The sequence below is a fragment of the Gordonia polyisoprenivorans NBRC 16320 = JCM 10675 genome (assembly GCF_000241325.1).
GTDB lineage: Bacteria > Actinomycetota > Actinomycetes > Mycobacteriales > Mycobacteriaceae > Gordonia > Gordonia polyisoprenivorans.
In genome coordinates, this window is record NZ_BAEI01000011.1 from 192,165 (window position 1) to 206,531 (window position 14,367).

At 66.8% G+C, this 14,367-nt stretch carries 13 protein-coding genes; 11 read left to right on the forward strand and 2 right to left on the reverse strand.

Features of this window, described 5'->3' with window-relative positions:
- Positions 1 to 165 precede the first annotated feature (165 nt).
- The 10 genes from GOPIP_RS04500 (at position 166) to GOPIP_RS04545 (ending at position 9,630) form a co-directional block, all read left to right on the forward strand.
- Positions 166 to 1,122, forward strand: coding sequence for a PDR/VanB family oxidoreductase (locus tag GOPIP_RS04500; protein ID WP_006368365.1), 957 nt, complete (start codon positions 166 to 168; stop codon positions 1,120 to 1,122).
- Complete coding sequence (locus GOPIP_RS04505; RefSeq protein WP_006368366.1) at positions 1,119 to 1,619, forward strand: DUF4442 domain-containing protein; 501 nt, start codon at positions 1,119 to 1,121, stop codon at positions 1,617 to 1,619. Before GOPIP_RS04500 ends, GOPIP_RS04505 begins: the two co-directional genes overlap by 4 nt.
- 38 nt (positions 1,620 to 1,657) lie before the next feature.
- A complete protein-coding gene (locus tag GOPIP_RS04510) occupies positions 1,658 to 2,671 on the forward strand; it encodes an acyl-CoA desaturase (protein ID WP_006368367.1) in 1,014 nt (337 codons plus the stop codon).
- Between the two features lie 137 nt (positions 2,672 to 2,808).
- Complete coding sequence (locus GOPIP_RS04515) at positions 2,809 to 3,117, forward strand: acyl carrier protein (RefSeq protein ID WP_006368368.1); 309 nt, start codon at positions 2,809 to 2,811, stop codon at positions 3,115 to 3,117.
- Positions 3,114 to 4,082 carry an SAM-dependent methyltransferase gene (locus GOPIP_RS04520; RefSeq protein ID WP_035727141.1) on the forward strand — a complete coding sequence of 323 codons (969 nt, stop codon included), beginning with the start codon at positions 3,114 to 3,116 and terminating at the stop codon, positions 4,080 to 4,082. The genes GOPIP_RS04515 and GOPIP_RS04520 overlap by 4 nt, the downstream gene beginning before the upstream one ends.
- Entirely contained in the window at positions 4,079 to 5,332 is a 1,254-nt protein-coding gene (locus GOPIP_RS04525) for a cytochrome P450 (protein WP_006368370.1), read from the forward strand. Before GOPIP_RS04520 ends, GOPIP_RS04525 begins: the two co-directional genes overlap by 4 nt.
- Positions 5,332 to 6,153, forward strand: a complete 822-nt coding sequence (locus tag GOPIP_RS04530) for a thioesterase II family protein (protein ID WP_020170338.1) — start codon at positions 5,332 to 5,334, stop codon at positions 6,151 to 6,153. Before GOPIP_RS04525 ends, GOPIP_RS04530 begins: the two co-directional genes overlap by 1 nt.
- Positions 6,150 to 7,979, forward strand: a complete 1,830-nt coding sequence (locus GOPIP_RS04535) for a fatty acyl-AMP ligase (protein WP_006368372.1) — start codon at positions 6,150 to 6,152, stop codon at positions 7,977 to 7,979. Before GOPIP_RS04530 ends, GOPIP_RS04535 begins: the two co-directional genes overlap by 4 nt.
- Entirely contained in the window at positions 7,976 to 8,419 is a 444-nt protein-coding gene (locus tag GOPIP_RS04540) for a PaaI family thioesterase (RefSeq protein WP_006368373.1), read from the forward strand. The genes GOPIP_RS04535 and GOPIP_RS04540 overlap by 4 nt, the downstream gene beginning before the upstream one ends.
- Entirely contained in the window at positions 8,416 to 9,630 is a 1,215-nt protein-coding gene (locus tag GOPIP_RS04545; protein WP_006368374.1) for a cytochrome P450, read from the forward strand. Before GOPIP_RS04540 ends, GOPIP_RS04545 begins: the two co-directional genes overlap by 4 nt.
- On the opposite strand, the gene GOPIP_RS04550 is transcribed toward GOPIP_RS04545, so the two are convergent.
- A complete protein-coding gene (locus tag GOPIP_RS04550; RefSeq protein WP_231386608.1) occupies positions 9,623 to 10,465 on the reverse strand; it encodes an alpha/beta fold hydrolase in 843 nt (280 codons plus the stop codon). The two genes, GOPIP_RS04545 and GOPIP_RS04550, sit on opposite strands and share 8 nt — an antisense overlap.
- Before the next feature lie 153 nt (positions 10,466 to 10,618).
- On the opposite strand from GOPIP_RS04550, the gene GOPIP_RS04555 reads away from it, so the two are divergent.
- Entirely contained in the window at positions 10,619 to 12,073 is a 1,455-nt protein-coding gene (locus GOPIP_RS04555; protein WP_006368376.1) for an FAD-binding oxidoreductase, read from the forward strand.
- A gap of 15 nt (positions 12,074 to 12,088) precedes the next feature.
- On the opposite strand, the gene GOPIP_RS04560 is transcribed toward GOPIP_RS04555, so the two are convergent.
- Positions 12,089 to 14,122, reverse strand: a complete 2,034-nt coding sequence (locus tag GOPIP_RS04560; RefSeq protein ID WP_006368377.1) for a CocE/NonD family hydrolase — start codon at positions 14,120 to 14,122, stop codon at positions 12,089 to 12,091.
- Positions 14,123 to 14,367: the final 245 nt, after the last annotated feature.

Here is a 14,367-nt window from a genome sequence, read left to right on the forward strand (position 1 = left end):
TCGGGAACACAGATCAGTGTCGGCGGTCGGCCGCCGCTGGCGGGTGATCGATAGAGACTGCCAATCGCGCGAACAAAGGGCAGCGCTCCGTGATGCGGCCGTCTCGAATCCCGGTCACCGTGGTGATGTCGCCAATCGGCGAATGTCGCCGGTCGAGGAGATCCGATGCCCCCGCAATCCACCGCCAACGCAGCCCTGTCCGTGGTGGTCGAGACCCGTCGCCGGCTGACGCCGGACATCGTCGAGCTGGTCCTGACCCCACCCGGCGGATCGGCTCTGCCGACGTGGGCACCGGGCGCCCACATCGACGTCGACGTTCCCGGGATCGGTCCGCGGCAGTACTCCCTGTGCTCGTCGCCCGCCGACAATGACAGATATCGGATCGCGGTACTCCGCGAGATCGACGGTAGGGGCGGCTCGATCACCCTGCACGAGAGCGTCGTCGTCGGCGACGAGTTGCGTATCTCGATGCCGCGTAACAACTTCGCGCTCGCCGACGCCGATCGCCACGTCTTCGTGGCCGGCGGCATCGGCATCACCCCGCTGTTGCCGATGATCGCCGATCTCGCCTCACGGGACTCGGAGTGGGAGTTGCATTACGGCGGACGATCCGAAGAATCGATGGCCTACCTCGACGAACTGAGGGACCACGGGGCCCGGGTGCACGTTCGTCCACAGGATCGACTGGGGCCGTTGCCGGTTGCCGACATCCTTGCCGACGCGGGCCCGGGTACCCGGGTCTACTGCTGCGGCCCAGCAGGTTTGATCGCAGCGGTCGAGGACCTCGCGGGTCCCGATGTCGCGGTGCACACCGAACGGTTCACCCCGAAGCAGATCGTCGAGGATGACGGCGCCCGGGCCTTCACCGTGTGCCTGGCCAGTTCGGGGCTCACGGTCGACGTCGGCGCCGACCAGAGCATCCTCGATGCGCTGGAGGCGGTGGGGGTGTCGCCGGTGACCTCGTGCCGCGAGGGCACCTGCGCGAGCTGTGAGACCGGGGTACTCGAGGGTGAGATCGTCCATCGGGATTCGGTGCTCACCGCCGCGGAGCGGCAGGCGGGGCGATCCATGATGGTCTGCGTGTCGCGCGCAGCGTCGGACAGGCTGGTGCTGGATCTATGAGCTTCTTCGGCAAGGCCTATGAGCCGTTCGTGCCCTTCGGAGGCTCGGATCCCGATTTCGCCAAGTTGCGGGAGGTGGCCAACGGCCTGGCTCCACATACCGAACACAACGACATCCGCATCATCGACCTCGATGCCGAGCGCGCGGTGGCGCAGATCCCCGATGTGACGCATCTGCACAACCACGTGGGCACGGTGCACGCCGCCGCACTGTATCTGGGTGCCGAGTTCTGTGCTGCAGCAGCGTTTGTCGGCACCGCTGCCGCCCACCTGGAGCGGGTCGAGTGGATGGTCGTGCGGGACTGCCGCGCGGTCTACACCCGCCCGGCGACCGGAACCATCACCGCCACCGCCGCCGTCGACCTCCGTGCGGTCCGGGAACTGGCCGCCCGTGGCGAACCCGGACGCCTCGACGTCGATGCGAAAGCGGTCCTGCGCGACCCGGGCGGCGCAGTCGTCGGCAAGGTCTATTTCGACTATGTCTGCCAGATTTCCTGAGAACCCATCCACGCAGTGATCAACGAGGTGAATCCGTCATGGTCCACTCCGCCGCGTCGTCCGAGAACATCGGCGTGCCGTCCTCGACACCGCCCGAACCGAGAAAGAAGACGATCAGCAACCCCTACATCCATCGGTTGCAGCGCAGGCACTTCCTGCTGTTCGACGTCCTACCGATCATCGGCACCGCCGTCGCGGTCGGCTTGCTCTGGGTGATACCGGTACCGACCTCGGCGTGGGTCTCACTCGGTGTGATGTGGTTGCTGACCGGACTCGGCATCACCGTCGGGTACCACCGTCTGTTCACCCATCGCACCTTCAAGGCCGCGCCGGGAGCGGTTGTCGCGCTGGCGATCGCGGGCTCCATGGCCGGACAGGGGCCGGTGATATCGTGGGTCGCCCTGCACCGGCGACACCACGAGTGCAGCGACCGCGACGGTGATCCGCACTCGCCCAACCTCTCCGGCGACGGATTCCGGGGTGCGCTGCGGGGGCTCGTCCATTCGCACTTCCTGTGGATGCGGCGTCACGAGTACCCGAACGTGATGCATTACGCCCCCGACTTGTTGAAGAATCGCGCACTGTTGCGTATTTCCCGCCACTACCACCTGTGGGTGGTGCTCGGTCTGGTCATCCCGGCGGCGATCGTCGGCGTGATGGAATGGAGCCTCACCGGCGTACTGATGGGCTTCCTGTGGGGCGGTCTCGTCCGGATATTCGTCCTCGAGCACATCGTCTGGGCGATCAACTCCTTTCTCCACATGTACGGCACCCGGCCATACGAGTCACGTGAGAACAGCCGCAACGGAGGGGTTTTCGCGCTCGTCACACTCGGTGAAGCCTGGCACAACAATCACCACGCGTTTCCCGACTCCGCATCGTTCGGATTGAACTGGTATCGCGTCGACCCCGGTTACTGGCTGATCGTCGTACTGTCTGCGTGCGGTCTGGCCACCGATGTGGGGGTGCCGTCACCGCAGCGGCGTGCCGCCAAACGTATCCGGACGACGCCGGCGGGGGCGGGCGCGGGCGACGTCCGCGGTGGCGACTGATCAACTCTGCACCCTCAGTTCCATTCGTGTCCAGAAGTTTTCGCTCCAAGAGCACCTGCGCTCCAAGAGCACCTGCCCCGTCCCGCACCCTGCGGGCCTGCGCAATCCACTCGAGCCTGCTGAACCCAGGAGGGACCATGAACATGCCCCAGCCCGACGGACCGATCGACACCGCGCCGTCGTCGGAGCCGATCACGCGCGAGAGCATCGTGCGCTGGTGTCGCGAGTACCTCGCAGACCTGCTGGAGACCATGCCGGAATCGGTCGACCCGGATGCCGGATTCGATCGGCTCGGGCTGGATTCGGCACACGCCGTCGCCCTGCTGATCGAGGTGGAAGCGCGTTACGGAGTGGAACTCCCGTCCGAGGCCTTGTTCGACAACCCGACCATCAGTGCGGTGTCGAACCATCTGTTCGAGCACCTCGATGCGGCGGCGGGGCAATGACCGGTGCGGAAATGACCTGTGGGGAAACGACCCTGACGCCCGGCACCGGCGCAGTGACCGGTGAGCGCAGGCGTGGCGAGGCCGCCGAGGCCATCGCGTTCCACTACGACGTCGGCAACGACTTCTATCGCCTCTGGCTCGACGCGGATCAGAGTTATTCCTGTGCCATGCCCGAGAGTCCGGGTGACGACCTCGACGCCGCGCAGTCGCGCAAGGTGCGATATCACCTCGACGCGATCGGAATCGGGAACGCGCACCGGATTCTCGACATCGGATGTGGCTGGGGCGCGCTGCTGCGCCAGGCCGTAACGCACCCCGGAGTGACCGAGGCGATCGGACTCACGCTCAGCGTGGAACAGGCCGCCCACATCCGCGCACTCGGCGAACCCCGGATTCGCGCCGAGGTCACCGATTGGGCAGAGTACCGGCCGCCGCATCGTTTCGACGGCATCGTGTCGGTGGGCGCCTTCGAGCACTTCGCGCGGCCCGATGAGAACATCGAGACGCGCCGCGCGGTTTATCGAGCATTCTTCACCCGATGCCGCGACTGGCTCAACGATGACGGCGCTCTGTCGCTGCAGACCATCGCGTATGCGAACATGTCTGCGATGCAGGCGAGTTCGTTCATGCAGCGGGAGATCTTCCCGCACGCCGAACTGCCCACCTTCGCCGATATCGCGGTTGCCGCGGACGGCATCTTCGAGATCGATCGCGTGACCAACGGTCGCCTGGACTACGCCTGGACCTGTGCGCAGTGGGCGCACCGGCTGAGGCAACGACGTGACGAGGCGACCCGCATCGTGGGCGAGGACACGGTCGATCGTTACCTCCGTTACCTGACGATGTCGGCGCTGGGGTTCCGTATGGGGAAGATCTGTCTGCTGCGCTTGGTGTTACGGCCGTACCGGCGCAGCTACTTCGTGTCGGAATCCGCACCGCGACATGACCTGGACGTGGACAAGTGACGGCCACGACTCCGCGTTTCAACCCGCTTGCACCGGGATTCCGGATGGACCCCTACCCGCTGTACGCGGCGCTCCGGGAAGCCGAACCGGTACACCGCACCCTCGGGATGTGGGTGTTCACGGCGCACAACGACATCCGTCACCTCTTGCGCGACAACGGATTCAGTTCCTCGTTGATTCCCGATGAGGTGGCCGGACGGATCGATCGACTGCCACCGCACGCACGGGCGGACGCCGCTCGGATCGTTGACCTCGGACGGACCTCGTTGGTGTTCACCGACGACCCCGCACACGCGCGGTTGCGCGCGCTGGTCAACCGGGTCTTCACCCGTCAACGAATCGAGGGGTTGCGACCGGTCGTGGCGCAGCGGGTGGACGACATGCTCGATCGCCTCGATATCGGCGTCCAGGCGCTGACCTTCGATCTCATCGCGAGTCTCGCGAGCCCGCTGCCGAGTGCGGTTCTCGTCGACTGGATGGCGTTGCCGCCGTCGCTCGCCTCGGTGGCACCGGAGTGGACCCACGAGGTACGCCGGTTACTCGAGCCGGGACGGATGTCGGTCGCCGACCTCACCCGGGTGGGACGCGTCGTCGGTGACTTCGCCTCGGCACTGCGCGCTCTGGTCGACGAACGGACCCAGCACGGCGACGACCTGATCAGCGAGCTCGCGCGGGTATCGGTGGGCCACGGCGATCGTCTCTCGCAGACCGAGCTCGCCTACATCTGCATCATGTGTTTCGTCGCGGGTACCGAAACCACAACCGCCCTGTTGGGCAACGCCGTTGCCGCGCTGCTCACGCATCCGGAACAGTCGGCCAAGCTCGCCGCAGCACCCGAGCGTGCCGGAGATGCCATTCGCGAGACGCTGCGCTACGACAGCCCGTTGCAGATGACCAAGCGGGTCGCACGCGCCGAGAGCCGATACGGCGGACAGGTCATCGGATGTGGAGACCAGGTGTTGTTGTGCCTCGGTGCAGGTAACCGGGACCCGGAGGTCTTCGACGCCCCGAACGAATTCAGTATCGACCGCGGAGCCGATATGCGCTCGGCTGCCTCACATCTGGGGTTCGGACACGGAATGCACGGTTGTCTCGGCGCCGCTCTCGCCCAACTGATCGCCCAGACGGCACTGGAGCGGGTGTGGCGGCGCTTGGAGCTGACGCCGACGGGCATCGCGCCGACCTGGCAGACCGAGAGCTTCATCATGCGCGGACCGAGCGCGTTACCCGTGAGGGGAAGATCACGATGATGTCCACCATCTCGCATCACATCGAGGAGCCGCCAGGACTCTGGCTGCGGCCGATGCCGGACACGCACCGCGTGAACCGTGGGCGCGCCCACACCAGAGTGGTGATGGTGCCCCACGCCGGCGCGGGCGTGTCGACGTTCACCCGTTGGGGCGCTTGCTTCCCCGCCGGTCTCGAGGTGTTGCGAGTGCAGTTGCCGGGGCGGGAGGATGTGCGTCATGCGGCCCGGGCGACCTCGGTATTCGCCGCAGCCACCACCCTGGCCGGCCAGCTGTTGGCGTTGCCCGAGATACCGACGGTGGTGTACGGGCATTCCATGGGTGCGGTCATCGCCTTCGAACTCACTCGGTGCCTCCTCGCTGCCGGTCGGTCGCCGATCCATCTGTGCGTCTCGGGGCGGCGCGCTCCTCACCTCCCCGCCAGCCGTCCGCCGCTGCACGAACGCGACGACGAGGAACTCCTCGCCGGGCTCGCCGAACTGTCCGACACCTGGCACCTACTGGCACGAACGCCGGAATTCCTCAGTGACGCCTTGGATCTGGTGCGATATGACCTGGCGATGGTGGAGCAGTACCGATATGTCGCCGGACCGATCCTCGAGGACGGTGGGGTGGTACCGCTCCCGGTACCGATCACGGTGTGCCACGGCAACCGTGATCCGCTCGTCGATGCCGACGAGGCGTGGTCGTGGTCGGCACATACCGCATCGGGTTTCGCCGGGCACACGTTCGCCGGTGACCACTTCTTCCCGCAGCAACACCGGGATCGCCTGACCGCACTGTTCGTGTCGCCGCCATCGACCGCGGAGCCGGCGGGGTCATGAACGGCCACGACGATCCCGAACGTCGGGGCGCGTTCCTGCCCGACGTGCTCATGACCCGCGCGCGGACGGCGCCGGACCGGGTTGTCTATGTGTTCGTCGACGAGTCCGGAACGGAGGTCGATCAACTCGACCACGCAACCCTGCACCGTCGTGCCGTCCGGATCGCGGAACGATTGCGGCGGCAATGCGTGCCCGGCGACCGCGCCCTGCTGGCGTTCCTTCCCGGCCTCGACTTCATCGCCGCCTTCTTCGGGTGCATGTATGCGCGTGTCGTCGCGGTACCGGTGGCGCCGCCGCTGCCGACCCCGACCGCGGGGCCGAGCGCGATTCGGAATGTGATCGCCGACGCCCAACCCGCAATAGTGTTGACCGACAAGGTATCCGACGAATTCTTCGGCGAGACGTTGAGGACGCTGTGTCCGGTACCGCCCATGTGGGTCGATGACCTGACCGACAGCGATCTGACCGACAGCGATCTGACCGACAGCGATCTGACCGACAACGGGGTGGTCGATGACGTACCCGCCGATGAACGATCGGCCATCCCGTATGACTCCACGCACGCCGCGGATCCGGTGGACGCCGACGACGTCGCACTCCTGCAGTACACCTCGGGCTCAACCGGTGCGCCCAAGGGAGTGATGGTGACGCATGGCAACCTGCGCGCCAACCAAGAGATGATCCGCGATGCCTTTGGTCATGACGAGACATCGGTGGTCGTTGGTTGGGCCCCCTTCTTCCATGATCAGGGCTTGATAGGAAATGTGTTGCAGCCGCTGTATGTCGGTGCCCGAGCGGTTCTGATGTCGCCCATGACCTTCATCCGTCGGCCACTGCTGTGGCCGACGCTGATCTCGCGGTATCGGGCCACCACCAGCGGAGGGCCGGACTTCGCCTACGCGGCCTGCGTGGCGCATGCCCGTCGTACCGGATTGCCGGCCGATCTCGACCTGACGAGCTGGACCGTCGCCTTCAATGGAGCCGAGCCGATCCGCTCCGACACGATCCGCAGCTTCGCGGCGGAGTTCGCGCCCCACGGATTCGACGCTCGCGCAATGTATCCGTGTTACGGGCTCGCCGAGTCGACCCTGTTGGTCACGGCGTCCCGTCCGGGTCGTGGGCCGCGCACGCTGCGAGCGTCCGCAGCGGACCTACAACATCGACGTTACCGTCCGGATTCGGCCGGGACCGAAGTGGTGGGGTCCGGAACAGCGGTGCGGGGCAGCGTGATCCGCATCGTCGACCCGGACAGGCGCGTCGGCCTCCCCGACGGCGTCGTCGGGGAGATATGGGTCTCCGGTGAGCATGTGTGTGCGGGCTATTGGCACAATCGCCCCGCGACCGACGCGTTGTTCGGGGCGATCGTCGGTGGCGGTGATCCCATGCTGCGCACCGGTGACCTCGGGTTCGTCGTCGCGGGCGAACTGTACGTGGTGGGACGCATCAAGGACATGATCGTCATCCGTGGTCGCAACTTCTATCCCACCGACATCGAAAGAGCGACTGTGGGAGCACATTCGGCGCTCCGTCCGGGCGGCTGCGCGGCGTTCGGGTGGGCCGAGGAGTCATCGGGTGGTGACACTCCTGCCGAGGAGGTGGTCGTGGTCGCCGAGATCCGGGCCACGCACCGAGACCTCGACGCGGCGGAGGTGCGTTCGGCGATCCGCGCGGCGATCCGGGCCGACCTCGGGATCACTGTGCTCCGTATCGGACTCATCGCCGCCGGCGAGTTGCCCAAGACGACCAGCGGAAAGGTGCGGCGCCGAGCGGCACGTGCCCTCTACGACAATGACGGGTTCACGCCCGTCGGAACGGAGTATCGATGACCACCACCACGACGTCCGACTCGCCGGATCCCGCCGCCGCCGAGGCCATCAGAGCCGTCCTGGACGCGATGCCCGCGGCACGTGCGCTGGGCTTCGCGATCGAGTCACTCGGAACCGGCGCCGCCACGCTTCGACTGGCGGTTCGCCCCGATCACACCCAGCACACCGGACACGTTCAGGCGGGCGTTCTCGGCGCTCTCGCCGATTACGCAGCAGGCGCGGCAGTGGCGACGTTGCTGCCGACGGGCTGGGCGAACGTCACGCTCGACTACACCATCAAGATCGTGGCGCCCGCCCCCGGCCCGCAACTGAGCGCGCAGGGAACCGCGGTGTCGGCGGGTCGAACCATCTCCGTCGGTCGCGCCGACATCTTCGATGAGGACGGAAATCTCTGTGCGACTGCGTTGTCGACGTTTCGTAACGTTCGGTTGGTGCGGTGAACACGCGCATCGATGCCGGCGGGATGGATCTGTTCGACCCGGCGTTTGCGGTCGATCCACATACCGCGTATCGGAGGTTGCAGGCGACCGCCCCGGTTGTCGTTCACCCGCAGGGATTCTGGCTGCTGACCCGCTACGCCGATGTCGCGGCGCTACAGCGGTCCGGACACTCCGTGCAAGAGAGCGCACTTCGCCATATTCCCGATTTCAAGAGCGACAGCACCCGACTGGGCGATGAGAACCGCATGATGCGCGGATTGTCGTTGCTCGATCGCGACCCGCCGGACCATTCCCGACTCCGGCGGCTGGTCGGTACGCCGTTCACCCGATCAGGTGTCGCCGCACGTATGGACCGGATCAGCCGACTCGCCGATCGCGCGCTCGACCGTGTGGCCGCTGCGGGCACCATCGATCTGATGCACGAAGTCGCGTTCACCATGCCGTACGAGGTGATCTCGGAGATCCTCGGGGTGTCCGGGGTCGACACCGAACGGTTCCGAGAACACATCGGTACGCTCGTGCTCGGGCTCGAACCACTTGCGGAGCCGGCCACCCAGGCCCGTATTCGAGCGGCCAACGATGAGTTGACGGCGATGACCCGTGATCTGGTGCGGCGCAAGCACTCCGATCCCGGCGATGATCTGTTGACCGCCCTGATCGCGGCGGAACGCGCGGGTGAACTCACTGGTGACGAGTTGGTCGCCCAGGTGATGTTCGTCCTGATTGCCGGTCATGAGACCACGGTCAACCTCATCGGCTCCGCGGTGGCAACACTTCTCGCGCATCCGGACAGTATTGCGATGGTGCGGCAGCGACCCGATCTCGTGACCAATGTGGTCGAAGAGGTTCTGCGGTTCGAGCCGTCGGTGCACCTGATGCGACGGGTCACGACCGCGCCCCTCGACGTCGAAGGAGTGCGAATCCCTCTGGGCTCGTTCGTGATCGGCGTCATCGCCGCGGCCAACCGGGACCCCGCCTTCTGGGGTGGGGATGCCGCGACGTTTCGTCCTGATCGGCCGCTGGCGCACCGTCATCTGTCGTTCGGTGCGGGGATTCACCATTGTCTGGGTGCGGCGCTGGCTCGGGCCGAAACCGCGGCTTTCCTTTCCGGATTCCTCGAGCGGTTCCCCCGCGCACGGCTGGATTCGTTGTCCTGGAACGGGCGACGCAACATCCGCGGTCCGGAATCGGTTGTGGTGACCGTCAGTTGACCGAACCGAGGTGGTCGGCCAAGAGCGCCGACACGGTGTCCGGTTGCTCGAGAACGCTGCTGTGGCCACACCCCGGTAACAGGTGCAGTGTGGCTCCCGGAATGGCCGCGGCGACCCGGGAGGCCTCCACCGGAGGTGTTGCCACGTCGTTCTCGGCGCCGATGACCAGGGTCGGGGTGGTGATCAGCGGCAGCTGGGAGGCCACGGCATCTCGTGCCACGACACCCGCCACGACGCGTCGCAGGGTGGCCCGACGGGCGGTGGACTGTTGGGTGGTCGCGAGTCGGGCGAACCATTCGTCACCGATGCGCTTGCCACGCGCGGTGTCGACGAACCCACGACCGAAGAGCTTGGACTCCAGCAGGTGTCGAAGTGGCCGAACACCGGTCAGCTGCTGTATCCAGGCCATGGCGGTGTAGTCGATGGCGGATCGGGCTGATTCGTTGCGCGCCATGGTGTTGAGGAGGGTCAGCGAGCGGAGCAGTTCGGGATGACGCAGGGCGAGCCGCATCCCGACGTAGCCACCCATCGACAGTCCGACGTAGTGCACGGGACCTGTTGCCAGGTGCTCGATCACCCCGAGCGTGTCGTCGGTGAGCGTATCCATGTCATAGGCGGAATGGTGGCCCACGCTGGCACCCTGGCCGCGCCAGTCCGGGCGGATGCAGCGGAACCGCCCGCGCAGCGCGGCCACCTGATCGTCGAACATGGTGCCGTCGAACAACAGCCCGTGACCGAAGAGGATCGTCTCCGTCGGGTCCGCGGCCCGCGGTACGCCGGAGTCCCGACAGGTGATGGTCGCGTTCGGCATGTCGATGGTGTGCACGGTGTCCACCGGGAGAGTATCGCGTGCCGAGGAGACGTCGTGCCGCATCGATCGGCGTCGTGAACGCCCCGATCGATCCGGACTATTGCCGGAATACCGGGTGACTCCATCGCGCCCGTCCCGGATGGGTGGTTGCGCACCGCGCGCGGCCAGAGTTGGCCGATGGCACCGGACTTCGTTCTCGACCGGATGGCGGTGGCGTTAGGGTGGGGTGTGGATTTCACCGCCGACGTCGCACCCGATCTCCGGGCAGATCTGATCGCCGCACTGGAGGCGGCGGTCACCCCCGGTGCGGTGGTGTGCGATCCGGATGTGATGGCCGGATACGCCCACGACGACGCGGAGTGGGCGCCGCACCAGATGCCGATCGCCGTGGTGCGTGCGCGTACGCCCGGGGATGTGGTCGAGGTGGTGCGCGCGTGCCGTGCCCGCCAGGTCGCGGTGATCCCCCGCGGAGCCGGGACCGGTCTGTCCGGTGGTGCCAACGCATGGGCCCGCAGCGTCGTCCTCTCCTGTGCGGCGATGACCGAGATCTTCTCGATCGATCCGCTCGAACGCATCGCGGTCGTGGCGCCGGGAGTCGTCAACGACCATCTGCGAGCAGCCTGCGCGGAGGTGGGTTTGTGGTATCCGCCCGACCCGGCGAGTTCGCCGTGGTCGACCATCGGCGGCAACGTGGCGACCAACGCCGGCGGTGTGTGTTGTGTGAAGTACGGAGTGACACGCGATTACGTGCTCGCGGTGCAGGTGGTCACCGGTACCGGCGAACTGGTGCGGATCGGGCACCCGACGGCCAAGGGGGTCGTCGGGTACGACCTGACAGGATTGATGGTCGGCTCGGAGGGGACGTTGGGGATCGTCACCGAGATCACGGTGAAACTGCGTCCCCTGCAACCACCATCGCGGACCATCGCGGGCTACTTCGACTCGTTGATCGACGCCGGACGGGCAGTGTCTGCCGTCGGTGCGAGTGGATTGACCCCCGCCGCACTGGAACTCGTCGATCGGCAGTGTCTGCTCGCGGTGGATGCGTGGAAGAACATGGGGCTCGCGGTCGACGCGAACGTCGTTCTGCTCGGCCGGATCGACACGCCCGGAATCGAGGGTGAGCGTGAATCCGAGCGCTTGCGTGAGTGTTTCGACGCCGCGGGCGCCACGTGGTCGGCGGTGTCCTCCGACGAGCAGGAGGCGCAGGCGCTGTTCGCGGCGCGACGCCTGGCCTATCCGGCGCTGGAGCGACTCGGTCCCGTACTCACCGAGGACGTCTGCGTCCCCAAGAAGCATGTGCCGGCGATGCTGGCGCGCATCGAGGAGATCGGCATCCGCCACGACATCGTCATCGCCAACATCGCCCACGCCGGTGACGGCAATCTGCATCCACTGCTGATCGCCGACGAGGGAGACGCCGCCGCGCGTGGCCGGGCGCAGCTCGCCTTCGGTGAGATCATCGATGCCGCACTGGAACTCGGGGGCACGGTCACCGGCGAGCACGGCGTCGGCGTGCTCAAGCTCGACGGCGCGCGCAAGGAACTGTCACCCGCCGTGCTCGACATGCACCGAGCGGTCAAGCACGCTCTCGACCCCGACGGAATCCTCAATCCCGGCAAGGCATTCTGAGCCCGGTCGACGGCCTCAGGCGAGCCCGTCGCCGGCCAGGAACGTCAGGTAACTCGGGTGCTCCGGGTCGAGAACGAGACGTTGCTTGCGTCCGCGGGCCTTGATCAGGTCGGGGACCACCGTGAGGTAGCGGGGGAAACTCGCGGCGTAGACGTCCACCCGCAACCGGTGGCCGGGTTCGAGCACGGCGTCGGTGGGGACGAGATCGACATCGATCCGGACCGGCTCGTCGGCGGGGACCGGCAGTTTGCGCTTGCGGGAGAGGTAGTGATGGGCACCGAGGAGATGCCCGTCGGCGGTGAATGTCGACATCGACCGGTCGAGGGCGCGATTGGTCGCCGAGAGCGCGCCGTTGGTGAGAACGGTCGAGGTGCCATCGGGCGCAACATCATTGACGGTCACCGCCCAGATACCCTCGTGTGCGGTGGTCGCCACGTTGAGGCGGAGGTTCATCGCGCCGCTGAGGTGGGTCGCCTCGGTGACCGGGGCGCTGGTGAACGACAATCCGCCGCGCTCCTGAAAACGTGCATCGGTGGTGAATCGATTGCCGAGGACCATCGACGCACCCGCGGTCACCTGCGTCATGTCCCGGGACACCATACCGCGCAGGTCGGGTCGGATGTGCAGAGACGAAACACCGTGTGCCGGAGCTGTGCTCAGCGATCCGTCGTGCACGGCGTGATCCGCGGTCGTCGACGGCTCCTCGGTGAGATAGAGCCGCCGGGGTCGCACGCCCGGTCGCGGGAACGCCGCGCCGGACGTCCACGAACCGCCCTGCTGCATCATCGTGACCGGCCCGTAGTGGTCTATACCGTTGCGGTGGCCCTTGAGCCAGCGATCGAACCAGGCGCGTTCGAGGACGTCGAGACGCGGTGGGGCGGAGCTGGATCCGTGGCCGGTGCCCACGTCGAAGTGATACCCGTCGCCGACGAGCATCTGCTTGCGGCCGGGCTCGAGGCGGAGCCGCTCGTAGATGCCGGTGGCGCTGCGCCCGAAGAGATCGTGCCACCCGCCGACGGTGAAGGTGGGTGCGGTGATCCGGTCGATCTGCGGATCCCGTTCGTCGAAATAGGGGTCGTCGAAGATCCGGTCGTCGCGGGCGGTGAGGAAACCCCACAGCAACGACGGGATCTCGGTCGCCGGGGAGGCCACGCGATCGCGCAGCCAACGCAGCGTGTCGCCGCGCACCACATCGCGCAGGTACGTCGACGGATTGGGTACCCACTTGAGCACGTTGACCACCGACAGCCACATCGGGATGAACGCCGAGGGCATGCCGCCGGTGATGTAGACGTCGCGAACGATGTCGTCGCATCCCTCGACCGCGAAGACCGCGCCGAGTTCGGCCGGCCGTTTGTCGGCGGCCTGCAGCGAATTGATCGCCGAGTACGACCAGCCGGCGAGTCCGACCTTGCCGTCACACCATTCTTGTTCGGCGGCCCAGGAGATGACCTCCACCGAGTCCTGCTGCTCGCGCGCGCCGAGGATCTGCCATTTGCCGCCGCTGGCCCCGGTGCCCCGGACATCGACGATGACCTGGACGTAACCGCTGCGGACCAGGGTGCGGTTGATGCCGAAGACGTCGAGGATTCCGCCGGAGAGCGTGCCGGTCAGGCGGGTGAGCCCGCCGAGGGCGGTGCCCGTCGCATCGATCGACGACGACGCGACCCGCAACGCACGCCCGAGTACCGGTGCGTGGGTGGTGGTGTCGATGAAGTCGACGGCCGCCCGGTTGTAGGGGTTGATGTTGACGATCGCGGGATACGGGGTGAGAACGGTTTGGCCGAAGCGGTTGGCGGGTCGGACCACCGTGGCGCGCAACGTGACACCGTCGCTCATGGTGATCTTGACGTCCCGATCGACGACCACTCGGGGATAGAGCTGGGCGCCGTCGACAGCTTCCCGCCACCGGATACCGTCGGCGCCGCCGGTCGGATCACCGAGGGGGAGGGTGCCGAAATGGGGAGTGGCGCGACCGCCGTCGGGCCGCGTCGGGACCACCTGGGGTCGTGACAACCCGGGAGCGCCCGGGTCCAACTGGTACGTCATGGTGCCTCACCCTGCCTGGGGTGTGACCGGACGCCGGACCCACCGGCGTCACCCACACCCCGTCGTGTGCTCGGGCGTGAGTGAAACCCCGCTTACACTTTGTGGGCCACATCACTCCCGATGGCCGACTGTAGTGCATCGTCGATCTCGGAACCGCATCGAGGTGGGGTCCATTTGGGTCACGACAGTGAATCTGCAGTTCAAAGCCGTGTGTGACCTGGGAAACCCTCCGTTCGGACAGGTGA